Origin of the sequence: Maritalea porphyrae, assembly GCF_027213965.1 — a bacterium.
Lineage (GTDB): Bacteria > Pseudomonadota > Alphaproteobacteria > Rhizobiales > Devosiaceae > Maritalea > Maritalea porphyrae_A.
Genome location: NZ_JAPWGX010000003.1, coordinates 353,425 through 369,462, shown reverse-complemented (window position 1 = coordinate 369,462; position 16,038 = coordinate 353,425). Strand labels below are relative to the sequence as shown.

General features: G+C 49.2%; 13 protein-coding genes and 2 tRNA genes. 8 read left to right on the top strand and 7 right to left on the bottom strand.

Going from position 1 to position 16,038, the window contains the following annotated elements; all coding sequences use genetic code 11:
* Positions 1 to 8 precede the first annotated feature (8 nt).
* From O4H47_RS10640 to hpaI, 4 genes are read left to right on the top strand one after another with little or no spacing between them, the layout of a single operon-like run.
* The gene (locus O4H47_RS10640; RefSeq protein WP_269393957.1) at positions 9 to 1,418 is read left to right on the top strand and encodes a pyridoxal phosphate-dependent decarboxylase family protein; all 1,410 of its coding nucleotides are present in this window, start codon (positions 9 to 11) and stop codon (positions 1,416 to 1,418) included.
* Positions 1,415 to 2,278 carry a fumarylacetoacetate hydrolase family protein gene (locus O4H47_RS10635; RefSeq protein ID WP_419719614.1) on the top strand — a complete coding sequence of 288 codons (864 nt, stop codon included), beginning with the start codon at positions 1,415 to 1,417 and terminating at the stop codon, positions 2,276 to 2,278. Before O4H47_RS10640 ends, O4H47_RS10635 begins: the two co-directional genes overlap by 4 nt.
* Positions 2,275 to 3,072, top strand: coding sequence for a 2-oxo-hept-4-ene-1,7-dioate hydratase (gene hpaH / locus O4H47_RS10630; protein WP_269393956.1), 798 nt, complete (start codon positions 2,275 to 2,277; stop codon positions 3,070 to 3,072). The genes O4H47_RS10635 and hpaH overlap by 4 nt, the downstream gene beginning before the upstream one ends.
* Before the next feature lie 17 nt (positions 3,073 to 3,089).
* Complete coding sequence (hpaI, locus tag O4H47_RS10625; protein WP_269393955.1) at positions 3,090 to 3,857, top strand: 4-hydroxy-2-oxoheptanedioate aldolase; 768 nt, start codon at positions 3,090 to 3,092, stop codon at positions 3,855 to 3,857.
* Here hpaI and O4H47_RS10620 read toward each other — a convergent pair.
* Complete coding sequence (locus tag O4H47_RS10620) at positions 3,854 to 5,338, bottom strand: GGDEF domain-containing protein (RefSeq protein WP_269393954.1); 1,485 nt, start codon at positions 5,336 to 5,338, stop codon at positions 3,854 to 3,856. The two genes, hpaI and O4H47_RS10620, sit on opposite strands and share 4 nt — an antisense overlap.
* Before the next feature lie 217 nt (positions 5,339 to 5,555).
* Between O4H47_RS10620 and O4H47_RS10615 the strand changes: the two genes are divergently transcribed.
* Positions 5,556 to 5,882, top strand: coding sequence for a hypothetical protein (locus tag O4H47_RS10615; RefSeq protein ID WP_269393953.1), 327 nt, complete (start codon positions 5,556 to 5,558; stop codon positions 5,880 to 5,882).
* Between the two features lie 78 nt (positions 5,883 to 5,960).
* On the opposite strand, the gene O4H47_RS10610 is transcribed toward O4H47_RS10615, so the two are convergent.
* From O4H47_RS10610 to O4H47_RS10600, 3 genes are all read right to left on the bottom strand, one after another.
* Entirely contained in the window at positions 5,961 to 7,361 is a 1,401-nt protein-coding gene (locus tag O4H47_RS10610; RefSeq protein ID WP_269393952.1) for an alpha/beta fold hydrolase, read from the bottom strand.
* 203 nt (positions 7,362 to 7,564) lie between these two features.
* Positions 7,565 to 7,638 (bottom strand) — tRNA-Gly (locus tag O4H47_RS10605).
* Positions 7,639 to 7,668: 30 nt separating this feature from the next.
* Positions 7,669 to 7,753: transfer RNA gene (locus O4H47_RS10600), tRNA-Tyr, on the bottom strand.
* A gap of 222 nt (positions 7,754 to 7,975) precedes the next feature.
* Here O4H47_RS10600 and rlmB point away from each other — a divergent pair.
* Positions 7,976 to 8,734: a 23S rRNA (guanosine(2251)-2'-O)-methyltransferase RlmB gene (gene rlmB, locus O4H47_RS10595; RefSeq protein WP_269393951.1), complete on the top strand. Its 759-nt coding sequence runs from the start codon at positions 7,976 to 7,978 to the stop codon at positions 8,732 to 8,734.
* An 8-nt stretch (positions 8,735 to 8,742) separates the two neighbouring features.
* On the opposite strand, the gene O4H47_RS10590 is transcribed toward rlmB, so the two are convergent.
* Entirely contained in the window at positions 8,743 to 10,071 is a 1,329-nt protein-coding gene (locus O4H47_RS10590) for an oligosaccharide flippase family protein (protein ID WP_269393950.1), read from the bottom strand.
* Between the two features lie 25 nt (positions 10,072 to 10,096).
* On the bottom strand, positions 10,097 to 11,428 hold the full coding sequence (locus tag O4H47_RS10585; RefSeq protein WP_269393949.1) for a hypothetical protein: 1,332 nt from the start codon (positions 11,426 to 11,428) through the stop codon (positions 10,097 to 10,099).
* 274 nt (positions 11,429 to 11,702) lie between these two features.
* On the opposite strand from O4H47_RS10585, the gene O4H47_RS10580 reads away from it, so the two are divergent.
* Both O4H47_RS10580 and O4H47_RS10575 read left to right on the top strand, forming a co-directional pair.
* Positions 11,703 to 12,836 (top strand): alpha-hydroxy acid oxidase, encoded by a 1,134-nt coding sequence (locus tag O4H47_RS10580; protein ID WP_269393948.1) that lies wholly within the window; start codon positions 11,703 to 11,705, stop codon positions 12,834 to 12,836.
* 88 nt (positions 12,837 to 12,924) lie between these two features.
* Complete coding sequence (locus O4H47_RS10575) at positions 12,925 to 13,980, top strand: serine hydrolase domain-containing protein (protein ID WP_269393947.1); 1,056 nt, start codon at positions 12,925 to 12,927, stop codon at positions 13,978 to 13,980.
* Here O4H47_RS10575 and O4H47_RS10570 read toward each other — a convergent pair.
* Positions 13,977 to 15,902 (bottom strand): EAL and GGDEF domain-containing protein, encoded by a 1,926-nt coding sequence (locus O4H47_RS10570; RefSeq protein WP_269394383.1) that lies wholly within the window; start codon positions 15,900 to 15,902, stop codon positions 13,977 to 13,979. The two genes, O4H47_RS10575 and O4H47_RS10570, sit on opposite strands and share 4 nt — an antisense overlap.
* Positions 15,903 to 16,038: the final 136 nt, after the last annotated feature.

Sequence of the window (16,038 nt, the reverse complement as noted above, 5' to 3'; positions counted from 1 at the left end):
GGGCATTTATGGACTGGAAGAATTTTCGCCATTGGGGCAAACGATTTGTGGACTGGGGCGCAGATTATCGTGAGAACTTGCGCGACCGCCCCGTGCGCGCTCAAACCAAACCGGGCGAAATCATCGCCCAACTGCCCGACACACCGCCTGAAATGGGCGAAGATATGGAAGCCATTTTCGCTGATTTTGAAGCCAAACTGATGCCCGGCATCACCCATTGGCAGCACCCGCGCTTCTTTGCCTATTTTCCAGCGAATGCCGCTCCTGCCTCTGTTCTGGCTGAAATGTTGGTCAATTCGATCGCGGCCCAATGTATGTTGTGGCAAACCTCACCTGCGGCGACCGAACTAGAAACCAAGGTTTTGGATTGGCTACGCCAAGCCATCGGCCTACCTGATGGCTTCACTGGCGTTATACAAGACAGCGCGTCGTCAGCCACCTTGGCTGCAGTTTTGACCATGCGCGAACGGGCATTAAATTGGCGTGGCAACGTGGACGGTCTTGCCGCCCACAAGCAGTTGCGCATTTACTGTTCGGATCAAGTCCACACTTCGATCGATCGCGCCATTTGGGTTGCGGGCATTGGTGAAGAAAACTTGGTGCGCATTCCGCACAAGGGCAAACTGCGCGGCATGGATATTGAAGCACTTAAAAAAACCATCAAGGCTGATCGCGAAGCCGGGTTCATCCCCGCTGGCATCATAGCTAGTGTGGGCGGCACGTCGGTTGGCTCTACTGACAATATTGCCGAAGTTGTTGCGGTTTCCAAAGCGGAAAACCTTTATTCGCACATCGATGCGGCTTGGGCTGGCGCAGCAATGATCTGCCCCGAGTTTCGCCATTTCTGGACAGGCGTTGAAGGCGCAGACAGCATCGTGTTCAACCCACATAAATGGCTTGGCGCGCAATTTGATTGCTCGGCACATTTCATTGCAGACCCAGACGCATTGGTCAGCACATTAGCAATCAAACCAGAATACCTAAAAACCCACGGCACCGATGGCATCATAAATTATTCTGAATGGTCAGTGCCTTTGGGCCGACGCTTTCGCGCTTTAAAAATCTGGTTCTTACTGCGCGCTCATGGCCTTGAAGGCTTGCGCCAAATGATCCGCAATCACGTTGCATGGTCTGAAGGGCTATACAACAAACTATCGCAGGCACCGGACTTTGAAATTGTCACCGAACCCATGTTGTCGCTGTTTAGCTTTCGCTATGCACCTAAAGGCGTCAACGATTTGGACGAGCTCAATCTGCGCCTTCTCACCAACATCAATAATGATGGACGCATCTACCTCACCCAAACAAAGATCGATGGAAAATTCGTCATTCGCTTCCAATGTGGTTCATTCGATATGGAACAGGCAGATGCTGATTTCGCCTATGATGTGATCACTCAAATGGCAGCGCAATTATGATGAATAGATTTGTCTCCTACACCATCAATGGCACCCCCATGTGGGGTGCAACAGATGGACAAAACATCACAGATTTATCCCCTCAAATGACACAGTTTGGGACATTGCGAGACGTGTTCCACGCAAACGCCCAAAATCAGGCACTTGAGCTGGCACAAAAACTGGGACACTCGCGGGACATTGCCGACGCAAAACTGGACATTCCACTGCCAAATCCGGGCAAAATTATTTGCGTTGGCGTCAACTTTCCGGCCCGCAACGAAGAATATAAGGATGGCCAAGATGCCCCGCCTAATATGTCCCTGTTTGTGCGATTCCCAAGCTCATTTACCGGGCATAACTCGCCCCTGATCCGCCCCAAAGCCTCCCATCAACTCGACTATGAGGGTGAGATTGCCATTGTCATTGGCAAGGGCGGTCGGCACATCAGCCAAGCGGAATCGTTAGATCACATCGCAGCCCTAACTATTTGTAACGAAGGCACAATTCGGGACTGGGTGCGCCACGCAAAATTCAATGTGACCCAAGGCAAGAACTTTGACAATTCAGGCGCGATGGGACCATGGCTTGTGCCCTATAGCGATCCGCAACAGATTGAAAACGCAGACATTGTCACCCGCGTAAATGACGAAGTCCGCCAAAAAGACAACACATCACGCATGTTGTTCCCGATCCGCAAACAGATCGAATATATCTCCACATTCACCACCCTTGAACCCGGGGATATCATTGTCACCGGCACCCCCACAGGTGCAGGCGCGCGGCTCGATCCGCCACAGTTCTTGCAGCCCGGGGACAAAGTGGAGGTTGAAGTGTCTGGCATTGGCACCCTGATCAATGGCATTGAGGACGAGCAATGACCCCCGATCAAATCCAAATTGCAGCTAATGCCTTGTTTGAAGCGGAAAAATCCCGCCAGCAAATGGAATTGATTTCACTGGCCAATCCACAAATGACCATGGACGACGCCTACGCGATCCAATCTGCATACGTGGATAAAAAGCGTAAAAATGGCGGCAAACAGCATGGTTGGAAAATTGGCCTCACCTCAAAAGCCATGCAATCCGCATTGGGCATCGACATTCCAGATAGCGGCATATTGTTTGAGGATATGTTTTTTGAAAACGGCAGCCAAATTCCGCGCGACCGCTTCATTCAACCACGAATCGAAGCAGAGATTGCCTTTGTGATGAAAGCCCCGGTTTCCGGGCCAAACATCACCCGCGAGCAGGTGATTGCGGCCACAGACTATGTCTGCCCATCGCTGGAAATCCTGGACACACGTATCGTTCGTCAGGATGCCAAAACGGGGATAAGCCGCAAAATCTTTGACACCATCGCCGACAATGCCGCCAACGCGGGGATAGTCTTGGGCACCCAAAAACATCAAATAAACGCCTTTGACTTACGTTGGGTTGGGGCAATCGTCACCAACAACGACGAGGTTGAAGAAACAGGCCTAGGCGCGGGCGTTCTTAATGATCCAGTCATGGGGATCGTATGGCTCGCCAATCGTTTAGCCCAGTATAATCAATCGATTAGCGCGGGTGACGTGGTCCTTTCCGGCTCATTTATTCGCCCGGTGGAAACCGAGTTTGGCGACCATATATATGCCGATTTCGGCCCCTTTGGACACGTCAGCTGCACCTTCTAACTTTCAGGATCAAACCTATGCCAGCTCCAAAAAACAAGTTCAAACAAGCCCTCAAAAACGGGGACAAACAAATTGGCTGCTGGCTCGGGCTTGCCGATTCATATTGCGCGGAAATCGCCGCAAGTGCCGGATTTGATTGGCTTTTAGTCGATGGAGAACACGCGCCCAACGACCTACGATCCATCCTTAAACAAGTGCAGGTGATCGAAAAATCCAATTCGTCCCCAGCCGTCAGATTGCCAATCGGCGAAACATGGATGATCAAACAATATTTAGACGCTGGAGCGCAGACAATTCTTATCCCCATGGTTGAAAGCGCAAAGCAAGCAAAAGAGCTGGTTGCCGCCTGCCACTATCCCCCAAAAGGCGTGCGCGGCGTCGGCGCATCCCTCGCCCGCGCTTCAAATTTTGGCGGCATTCCAGACTACCTTACCACAGCAGGTGAAGAAATTTGCCTTTTAATTCAAATAGAAAGCCAGGCTGGACTTGATTCACTTGACAAAATTCTTGAGGTCGATGGTATCGATGGTGTCTTTATCGGCCCCGCAGATTTGGCAGCAGACATGGGTTATTTGGGCAAACCCAAGGAAGATGTCGTCGTTAGAGCAATTACGGATGCCATTTCCAAAATCGCAGCGTCTAACAAGGCTGCTGGCATATTGACGCTCGACGAGGTATTTGCCAATAAATGTTTGGACTTAGGTGCATCATTTGTTGCTGTGGGCATTGATGTCACCGCATATGCAAACGCAATGCGTGGCATCGCCAATCGGTTCAAACCTTAGATAGACTTACGACGATCGGTGTTGTGGCGACGCTCGGGCGTCTCATTGGGCGCCAGCGCCCGCACCGTTTGGCCGCGCCCAAGCTCTTTAGCACGATAAAGCGCCTGATCAGCACTGCGGATCACAGACTTCGCTGTAAGCGCATCGTCAGGCCACCAGGCCACACCAATACTCGCGCCAACTTCTGCTGAACCGTTGTCAAACACCACTTCTTCGCACACCGTCTCGATGATGTTGTCGCACAACATCATGACGCTTTCTTCATCCAACCCATCGCGCAGCAAGATGATGAACTCATCGCCACCAACCCGTGCTGCCATTCCTTTATCGCCGACAACGTTTGCGATGCGCTGAGCAACCGTTTTGATAACAGCGTCACCTGCTTGGTGACCATAAGTGTCATTGACGTCTTTGAATTTGTCCAAATCCGTGCAGATGATTGCACATCGGTTCAATTCGGCTTTAGCGATGATATTGTCCAACTCATTGTCAAACTGCAGACGGTTTGGCAAACCAGTAAGAGCATCATGTTCAGCCATGAAGCGATTGCGCTCTTCGCTGACCTGAATGCGAGTGACGATCTTGCTATAGCGGTACCCAATGAACCCAAGCCCAACCGTGATTAGAGCCAACAGGCCAGCCAGAAACGGCAAGGCTTTCTCCCAAATGTGAGCGGAAGGTTTAGTAGCCTCCCAGACCGCAGCGATTTTTGCACTTCCGACACCGCCAATAACCATCTGATCTAATTCAGGGTTTGCATCTTTTTGCGCCACAATGGAAAAACGTGAAAGCCCCAATTGCTCTCTAACCTGGCCAAATGCGAATTTGTTTAGCGGGCGGAAAATGAAAAGAATCTTGGGGTTCCCATCTGGTAAAACCTCCAAAATGTCAGGCACGATTGCCTGAGCAACGGCCATGCCAAGCTGCCCTTCAACCATGCGATAATCGGCAGCATAAATCGCATTATTTGACCAAACCGGGTCACCAATCGGCACAAATCCTTTTCCGCGCACTTTGCGATTTGCAAAATATTTTGTACGCGCGCGTTGAATCAAATCAAAATTTGCAACGATATTCTCTAGGCCATCTCTGGGCTCCATCAACTGGTCCCTAAAAATCGTTATTTGTGGATTGCCTTGCTCGTCAACGATGATGACGTGCTCAAACTCATGCTCAAGCCAACTGTCCTCAGCTATTTCTTCTTGCACATACTCAAGGTCAATTTCGCGCCGATAAAGCTCGAACACAGTTTCGTCCAAAAAAGAAATCTCTGCTTGATCGCTCGCCAACCCTTGCAGCTGAAGCTTCACTTCTTTTGAAACAAGATTGGCTTCAGCATTGAACTGAACTTGATTGGCGACATCACCTGCGGCATTCAAAACGTAAAAATTAGAACCAGCAAACCCAACCACAATGGCGGCACAAAGCACATAGATGCCTATGGCTAGATTGAATTTGAAACCGCGCTGTGGAGCAGCCATACAAAAGTTCCCCGAACTACAGACCTCCAAAGTAGCAAGCAGAGTTGAATGCGGCGCTAATTGGCATGGTTTTTAATAGGTTAAGAGTGGGCAACGCTTTCAAAACATCCCCTTGCCCCCAATGAACTCAACATGAACAGCCCGTTCGAGAACCAGTCACAACCGCGGCGCTAGAGTTGTTCACATCAACAACCACACACCATATTGGGGATTTATCATGAACATCAAAAACACACTCTTAGCCATCGTTTTAGGCTTCGCACTTTCTATGTCTGCAGGCTCAATTGCGCAGGCAGCGGACAACGAACCACCAGAAATCACCTTTGATAACGGTCAATTGTTCGAAAACTGCATGTTGGACGGAGGTAAAACCAAAAATGGGAAAAAGACCTACAGCTGTTCACATGGAGGCACGACAACCACTTGTGACAAAAAGCCAGTAGACAAAGACGCCCCCTGTTCAACTGAAGAGAATGCGAAACGTAGCAAAGGGTTCGCCAAAACCAAATTCGGCTCCAACACCGTTTTAACATTCAAACGCTAATCGCAATTCATATGAAAACTGGTGCGGGGTGGCATTTGCCTTCCCCACCAATTACTCGATCCGGGCCAACTGTATTGACTAAACAATTGGCGAATGACCCGCCAAGTGGTCGAACAAGACATCGGGTCGGTTGAGAAATGAATTTTGGCCAAATCCTGGCACAATTCTAACCTCAACACCTACAGCTTCAAGGCGGCCTTTTGTGTATTCATGGTCAGAGAATGGGTCAGTCTCTCCATAATACACCATTGTCCGACACTTCAGCGCCCCAAGGCTGTCCACCCAATCGCCTGCCATCACAAGCAAATCGGCTTCCACGCCGCCTAAATTGCAATCGATCATTGCACGTGCAAAGTCTGGTGCCCAATCTGACCTAACAATCGACAATACATGCTTGATGTCGTCCGGACTGTTCTCATAAGTCTTCAACCAAATTTTTCGCGCGAATTCCTCATTTAACAACAGCGGAGCAAGCGTGTTAAATACAGGAAACAAAAGCCACTGAAAGCGGCCAATCAACTGCGCCCAATGCCCGGAATATGATGATTTTGCGGGTCGAGGTGAACGCGCAAAATATTGCGGAGAGCACATTAAAAGCTGCTCGCAGCTTTCACCTAGCCGGTCGGCCAACAACATCGCTGACATTCCACCAGCTGTAATCGAGACAATAGGCAAACTTGTTAGACCAAAAGAGGTCAAAAACATAAAACAATCATCCACAAAATCGCTTAACGACATCTCTGGATGTGTCTTATCCAATGGTCGGCCAAAAAAACCTGGACGTAGTGGGATGAGTACACGAATGTTCGCACTTTCTAAGAAATCCGCCCGATTGGGCAATGGCACCAGAGGCTCGACACTTGGGTGCATCAAAAAACAAGGCAGCCCATCCAGCGGTCCTAAGTCCGCAACCAATAGCTCTCGCCCGCTTTCGAATGTTGTACGGTGCAATCGGGCGTGGGGTTGATAATATTGATCAAGCAGTGACTTGAGACGCGACACAGGATCTTCAGCGCTGTCTTGTCCTGAATTCACCAAACTCGTCAGCAAGACAGAAACAATCTGCAAAAGCTCGGCCTGTGAACTAACTTGCGCTTTCGAGCGCAAAGCGGCCAATTGGTTGCGTTTCGTTTGATAGGATCGACCGTCGTCTTGGCTTGCTCGACGCAAACTGGCGCCACACAACAGGTTTTTCAACAAATCAAGTTCTGCGGGCGTGATGGATTCGTCAAATCGCGCAAAAAAACATGCGGCAATTGCATAGTCTGAAACAAAATTCTCCCCATATTTGCCTTGCGCCGAAGCCGCTTGGCTAAAAGTTCCATCGTTCCGCAAATGCAGCCCCACTTCTTCTTCGCAATTCTCAGTAGCACTCGGATGGCTAACAAGTGCCAGCCGTTCAGATTTAGTGAGTTTTGTGGAAATGGACAGAATACGGTCCATAACTTCAAGGGCTGCGTGACGATCATGTTCCAACACTTAAAGTACGCTCCCAAAAACACACAAGTAACGCGTTTCTACTTCCAAAATGCGAAGCAAATCACAGCCTTGCACCAGCAATTGGCGCAAAAGTCATTAGTTCACAAATGAATGAAAGGGTCAAACGCACACCAGCCGCCAAAGAAAACTGTACGAAATCTAGGCGATCACTTGTGAAATTTAAACATATTGAAAAAGGTAAATGGAGCGGGTAGCGAGAATCGAACTCGCATATTCAGCTTGGAAGGCTGCTGCACTACCATTGTGCTATACCCGCATCCGGTTCGGTCGACCAATGTTACATGAATGGTGGAGGGGACTGGATTCGAACCAGTGTAGCCTAAGGCGCCAGATTTACAGTCTGGTGGTATTAACCACTCACCCACCCCTCCACATTTATTCAATGCAACTCGGGACCGAGTCTTGTCAGTTTCCTTCATGAAATGAAAGCAACCAACGCGCGGTTTATGGTCACCATGACGCAATCTGTCAACACCAAATATGTTGTTTTGATGAACCTTTTCTTGTTCGCCCCAGTTTCTGGCGCTTTTGGCCATGAACGAAATATCTAAATATGCTGGACCTGTCCCCACTTTCACGCTACCGAGCACATTATGAAAGATAAATCGAGATTTCAGCCGCGCCGAAAACCAAAGCTCAATGCAATTGAAGCAGGTCAGTTCTATGTTTATGGACTGCACCCCGTTCAAGCTGCGCTGGCCAATGATGCGCGCGAAAAGCACACCCTTTACGCCACGCCAAACGCGATCCGCCGCCTTGAAGAAGAAGGCGCAATCATCAATGTAAAGGTGAAGGATACAACGCCGAAACGCCTTGATGAAATGCTGGGCAAAGACGCGGTGCACCAAGGCGCTGCATTGCATTGCAAGCCGATCGATCGCCAGTCGTTTTCTGGCTTGGAAGATGCAAAGCTATTGCTTGTGCTGGACCAAATCACCGATCCACACAATGTAGGCGCGATTTTGCGCTCCGCTTGTGCATTCGGCGCAGATGCGGTGGTCACCCCTGCCCGCTTTAGCCCACAAGAATCAGGTGTATTGGCTAAATCCGCCTCTGGCGCACTTGATTGGACGCCCATGATTGAGGTGAAAAACTTAGGCAACGCCATTCAAGAGCTCAAAAACATGGGCTTCACCTGCCTTGGATTTGATTCAGAAGCCCCTGAAGAGCTGCAAGCGGGCGGCAATGCCGACAAGCTGGCCATTGTGCTGGGTGCTGAAGGAAAGGGCTTGCGGCAACGCACACGCGAATTATGCGACAAGATGGTGCGCTTGGATATGCCGGGGCCTATCAAGTCCCTCAACGTCTCCAATGCGGCCGCAATCGCCTTGTTTGCGGCAACACGGCGCTAATCGCCGAATTAGGAAGCCAAATTGAGTGTGGGTCGTCCCGCGACGGCCCAAAAGCCTAAACGTCTCTTCGTTAGCACCAACAGACCGATCACAGAAAACAATGTGGTCGCCAGCGTCGCGAAAGCTGCGCCATAGATGCCATAAATTGGTACAAGCGCAAGGTTAAACAAGACGTTGCACACCAGAGAAACAATCAACACAATCGACAACCCACGTTGCCCACCGGTCATGGCCAAGCCAAATTTGGTCACCGCCGTATAGCTTTGAGCTAAAAGGCCAAAGGTCAAGATCAGCAGCGGTTGATATGCGACTGCATAAACATCGCCAAATAGCACCAACAAATACGCACCAACAAACATCAAACCAACAAAACCAATTAGTGTCGGCCAAAACGCCAATGCCGTGAACTGGCGCATCAGGCGTTGCACTTCTGCGTTGTCGCCCTTGGCGTAAGCCGCTGCGATAGGTTTGCCCGCGGTTGCACTGACTGCAAACGTTATGAAACTCAAAAGCGCAGCAATTTTTGTGGCTACGAAGTAAAAAGCCAACTGATCGGGCGTGACAAAAAACTTCAAAACGAGAATGTCTGTATTGGCGAGCAGGATATTATAGGCTTCCATGGTGGTCAGCGGTATCGCCGTGTACAACCACTCGCGACGTATGCCTGGGGTCGACTTGCCTTGTGATTTGCCTACAAAAAGCCCGCGCAAGTACCAAAACTGCCAAATCAAAGCAAGCAGCAGAACAATCAAGCAAATAAGCATGACGCTGCCCGAAGACAGATCAACGCCAAAAACATACAATGCCACAACCCCAGTGCCCAGTAAGATCGGGCGCCACAAGAAGCCAGGTGCATATGCGATAACATTGCGCCCTAACCCACGGGCCAAGCCCTTGCCAATTTCTGTGAGGGTGAACAAGGGCACACAAAACGCGCCCACAAACAATGCAGGCCGATATATTGCCTCAACAAGTGTATTGGGCAAGATCTGCAAAGACAGCAAAATACCGGCGACCGCCAGACCAGTCACAAAAACCGCAACAAAAACACTGAACCGTGAAAACCGGCCCAACTCAGCGGTTTTGTTTTGATCAACATAGGTTGCGACAAATTTCGTCGCCGCAACTGGCAAACCTATACCTGAGAATGTGCCCAACAGGACAACAATGGTCCAAGCAAAAACATAGACACCATACTCTGTTGGTTCGAGAAGTCGCGCCAACAACAAGTGAGAAAGAAATCCGATCCCTGCACCAAACACGCGCACAAACAATGTTGCTAACCCAGTAGAGGTATTGCCTGTAAGTTTTTGCCGCAATTTGGAAATAACGCTCACGCTAATCGCCCAACCTTAAACTAGGCTAGCTAGCCTGTTTCCTGTCTTTAGGAATATCAACTGAGGAGCTTTGTGCCATTGTCTGAGGCACAACGACACCATGTCGGTGTTCAGGACGGCCTTTCCTTTGCCACAAAATCCGATCGAAACCACGCCGCAACAAAGCCGAAAACTCAAATATTGCCGGTTTCAGATCGTCGAAAACAAAACTATCCGATACTTCCTTTGCCCGGATGCAATTCACAGAGTGAATTATCGTTTCGTTCAAAGCGGAGACGATAACGCCAACATTTGCACGTCCCCGCCCCTGAAGCTTATGCAACAAAGTCAAAACTAAGTTTTTCCCAACAACGCCAGATTTGTAATCGGTAGCGTATGCCCGCTTAACATCCAAATGGATGTCTGCGAACATCATCGGAAAATCAATCCCGAGCGCCAATGGCAAGGGCATAGACCCCCAAGGGCGAGCATTTACCTCAAGCAAGACCCATTCACCTGTGGTCACGGACTGTCGAAATTCAAACATCGCGATACCGTTTAATTTGGTCGCCGCGCACATTTTTTCAACAGCATCATACATGCCAGCATCAATCGGCTCGCTGATACGTACCGAGCTGCTGCCCCCACCTGGTTTTTCCACCAACCGACGATGTTGAAATGCACTCAGTATTTTGCCTTTCCGAGCGGCAACAGATAAGCCCACGCCATCAGCAGCACCGGCCGCAGGAAAAAAACTTTCAAGCAAATACTGGCCCGCACTGGGCAAACAATCCAAACGAAAAGCAAGCTCATCCTGACTTGGGACCACATAAACCTGTCCGCGCGTTTCAAGTTCCTCAATTGAATAAGAACTGCGAGCCTTCAACATCAACGGCAGCCCGTATTTCTCAACTAAAGCCTTCGCGTCGCTGTTTTGATCAATAGTTTCGCCTTTAGCAATTGGAACGCCTAGTTGATGTGCCAGCTCTCTGGTGCGGGCTTTGTCAAACAGCATTTCGAGTGCGCGGGGGCCAGGATCAGCCAACCTGAAGTTACGTTGATTTGTTGGCACGGCGCATAAAGGCAAGAGCGCGCGTTCATCACATGGTACAATAAGGTCAAAATGTTCAACGGCCTGCAAATCACGAACTGCAGTAACCCACAAATTCACGTCCAATCCTTGCCTTGGCAATTTGTGAACCTGTTGTACATATTTTGAAAAAAGCGCAGGTGCGGCCCAATTGAACGGCGCTGCGTGAACTTCAAAACCTTGGCGACCGTACGAACGGGCGCAAGCCAAAAATGAGCGCATGTCGTCCCCAACCAACAGTATCTTGGTCTGAGATTTGGTCTTGCTTATTTCAAGTGCTGACTGCACGCCGTCTCCACACAACTTGACCGCCAAAACATCTTTAGCGTTACAATTATTCAAACTTACAATGCGAGATAACGAATTTACCAATGGTTACATTTGGTTGTTTTGAACAACTAAAAAGATTTGAGGTTAACAGAATGCTGAAATCAATTTATTCGGCTTTAACCTTTCGACACCGACGACTTTTCTTTGGACGGGAACGCACAAACACGTTTGGTCTGCTTGCCCTCTGATATTAAGCTTTATAGGCTCAACTCTAACACTTGGAGTTTGGTGAATGAAAATTCTTGAAGTCAATGATCTAAAAAAACTCGCTCAGCGGCGTGTGCCAAAAATGTTCTTTGATTATGCGGACAGCGGTTCTTTCACGCAAAGCACATACGCTGCAAACGAGGCAGACTTTGGCAACATCAAATTGCGCCAGCGTGTCGCTGTCAATATGAGCAATCGCACGCTTAAGACCAAGATGATCGGCCAAGATTTCTCTATGCCAGTCGCCATCGCTCCAACTGGATCAACGGGCATGCAACACGCAGACGGCGAAATTCTGGCCGCCCAAGCAGCGGAAGAATTTGGTGTTCCCTACACTCTTTCAACCATGAGCATTTGCTCGCTTGAAGATGTGGCCGCGGCCACAAAAAAGCCTTTGTGGTTTCAGCTATATGTGATGAAGGATCGCGACTTCAATAAACGCTTGATTGAACGGGCAAAAGCAGCTGGATGCTCCGCGCTTGTGCTGACCCTTGATCTGCAGATTTTGGCGCAACGCCACAAAGATCTTCGCAATGGACTAAAAGCTCCGCCAGAGATCAACTTCTCGACATTCTGGCAGTTCGCCACGCGACCTCGTTGGTGTATGCAAATGCTGCAGACCAAGCAGCACCAATTCGGCAACATTTACGGACACATCAAAGACGTCACCGATCTCGCGTCGCTCCACGAATGGTCTGCCAAGCAATTCGACGAAACACTAAGCTGGCAAGACATTGAATGGATCAAGGAGCAATGGGGAGGCAAGTTGATACTAAAAGGCATTCTTGACCCAGAAGACGCCCAGATCGCCACCCGAACAGGCGCTGACGCCATTATTGTTTCCAATCACGGGGGACGACAGCTGGACGGGGCGCCTTCCTCAATTTCTATGCTATCGCCAATTGTTGATGCGGTGCAAGGTGATATCGAAGTGCATATGGACGGTGGAGTACGCACTGGCGTTGATGTTTTGCGCGCCAAGGCTTTGGGCGCTCAAGGCGTATATATTGGTCGCCCATATCTATATGGACTGGGTGCCATGGGCAAAGCAGGCGTGACGAAAACACTAGAAATACTCGCCAGTGAGCTCGACACCACCATAGCCCTTTGCGGTGAACGCGACATAAATGACGTGGGTACCCACAATCTAATTTCCTAGACGTTCGCCCTCATGGTTGATATTCCTTGAACAAAAATATCATCAACGCATATTATTCAAACGCCAAGACTTAAAGCGAAACCATCACATGATCAAAAACTTTTCCCGACTAGCGATTTCATTACTCTTTGCCCTATTGGGCACCCTTTTTGCACAAGCGAACGAAATCACATCGCAGCTAGAACGCTACAATGATGAACAAAATATCGACGGAGCAAGTTTCTTTGCAAGCATTGACGGCAAAGTCATTGAGGTTGTTGCAGGTACAATAGATCCCGCCCAACAAGAAGAAACCGCTGTGGGAACGCGCTTCTACATCGCCTCAACTGGCAAGATGATGGTCGCCGCGGCAATTCTTTCGATGGTTGAAGATGGCAATTTGCAACTCGATGAACCAATTTGGCCATTGATAGAATCCATTGGTGATATAGAGCGCCTAAAAAACGCTGACGTGGTGACACTGCGCCAAATTCTCAACCACACCTCAGGACTTGCTGAATATCTTAACGAAGAGTTCGACGACGCAAGTCAGCGTGAGCCAGCAAAACGTTGGACACCGGAAGAAGCCCTAAGCTTTGCGTATGACGCAGAACCGGTTTTCTCACCTGGCAAATCATTTGAGTACACGAACACAAACTATGTCCTCTTGGGCTACATTTTAGGGCAGATTGATGGGACAATAGAAAAGGCCCTAGAAAACAGAGTCTTTAATAAGGCTGGCATGAACACGGCCAGTGTTGGTGCCCAGTCATCAGCCCCCCATTTGGCTCATGGTTTTGACGAAGATGGTAATGATGCGAGCGAGCAGGCTTGGGCAAGCATTCTGGGCGATGGCCCTGTCGTTTCAACCGCTCAAGACGTCGCCAAGTTTATGCAAGCCCTGTTTGACAGTCGAACACTACTCGGCCAGAACCTGCTCGACCAAATGCTGACGGGTTCGCAACACGATGAGGGCTATGGCCTAGGCATGGGCGTTGATGAAGATGAATGGGGACAATGGTATGGTCATGCGGGCTCATACGGTGGTTTTGAGGCTGATGTTCGGTTCTACCCTGACCTAAACGCTGTGATGGTGGTCTTGATGAACGGAAACCCCGACGAGGAAAATCCATTTTTGGACACTGCCGCGCAGAAGCTGTTTTAGCTCGATTTCAAATATTCACGCAACTCGTCAAACTGGCGATATGTCGGTGATATATTGGAGATAATCGGCGATACTTCAGAACGTTGTAACCACCTGAGCGCCTGTTCCAATGGCATCGGGTGGCCAACGCCAAACCCTTGAATAACTGTGCATCCAGCCGCTTGCAATTCTTCTGCTTGCTCTATCTCTTCAATGCCCTCAGCAACAACACTCATCCCCAGTTCACTGCAAAGCGCAATGATGGTGCGCACGATTGTAAGTGTTGCCGGATCTAAAAGCATATTGCGTACCATAGCGCGGTCAATCTTGACCCCATGTGTAGCGATCCGAGTCAAATGCGCCAACCCCGCGTACCCCATTCCAAAATCGTCTAATTCAACTAGAAAACCTTCATTGCACGCCTCACGGATTGTTTCCAAATTTGAACCATTCATGCCTTCCAAAAGGTTTGTCTCCAACACCTCAATCGTAACGCTTTCGTTTTTCAAACCACGTAGTTCAACTGCGGAAACCAACTCGCGGATAAAGGTTGGCTTATTCAGCGTGGCAGTTGAAACGTTCATCGAAATACGCAAGTGGGTGTGACCCTCAGCATGCATAAATTGCAAAGCATCTAAAGCGCCGCACATCGCCACATGATCGACACGCGCCATCATGCCGTTCTGCTCTGCAATGGTTAGGAACTCTTGTGGGGGCAATTTGCCGTAAACTGGGTGGTACCATCGGATCAAAGCCTCAAACCCATGCACCGCACCAAGTTCAAGATTATACTGCGGCTGCAGTTCGACGGCCAACTGACCTTCGTCGATGGCCGGACCTAATTGTGAGGAAAGCTCCATGCGGCGTTCATAAACGGTGCCCAAATCCCGATTAAAGCACGATATTCCGTGCCGCCCATTACGCTTGACTTCATAAAGGGCAACATCTGCGTGCTTGATGAGATCATTTTCATTTGTTGCATGCTCGCCAGAAATCGCAATGCCAATACTGCACCCAAACTGCACCACATGATCACCAGAATGAAATGGTCGCTCAAGGGCAGCCAATATTTTTTCCGCAATTCCTTTTAGGGGTTCAAATCCAAGTGTCTCTTCAAAAACCATCAGGAATTCATCACCACCAAAACGGCCTACCATACCCATATCACCAACAATTCGGGTCATTTCAGTCGCTGCATGAATCAACACCTGGTCACCAACAGCGTGCCCTAAAGTGTCGTTGATAGATTTGAATTGATCCAAATCGATGTGCAACACGCCGGCAGTCTTATTGTTGCGCATGGCGTATTTTACAACTTCGTCCAAATGCTTGGACAATTTCATCCGGTTTGGCAGCCCTGTAAGAGAATCATATTCTGCAAGTTCTTTGTTCAGCAACTCAGAACGCCGCAGTTCTTCTTCGTTGTTGCGTTGCTGTGTTATTTCACGCGCAATAATAATGACTTTTGGATCTTCATCGTCATTGAATTTGGCAACAGCAAAACTCAGCTGATTCCAAAAATGCTCGCCATTTTTGCGAATGTTCAGTATGCATTCGAAATCTTCCAAAACGCCTGACGTCACATCATAATGGAACTCGTCAATTTCTGCTTGGCTGGGTCGAATGTCTGGTGGAATGACAAATTCTTGTGGTTTTCTGCCCAAAATCTCCTCGGCCGAAAAGCCTGTCATCTTCGAATAGGCAGGATTCGACCATTCGATGTGCCCCTCAAGATCTTGGATAAGAATGCCGTCATTTGCATTCTCTAAAATGAGAGCCATGACCGCATTCTCGGCCCGCAACTCATGCAGTTTCTGATTCACGTTCTTTAGTTTCTTGCCATAGTTTACACGTGCTTCGCGATTCCGGCGCGCATAATAAACCACTCCGCCACCTAAAAGGCAGCCGAGTAACAACACAAGAAACTGAACGACAATGACCATATCCACAGGGTCAAGCACTCCTAATTAACTCAAGAATACAATGCTACTCGTTAATTAGAGCCAAACGCCGTGCCAAAACTTTGATGCAAACGGTGTCTCGACGTGCTGCAAGTCACATGACGAAATCGATTGTGCT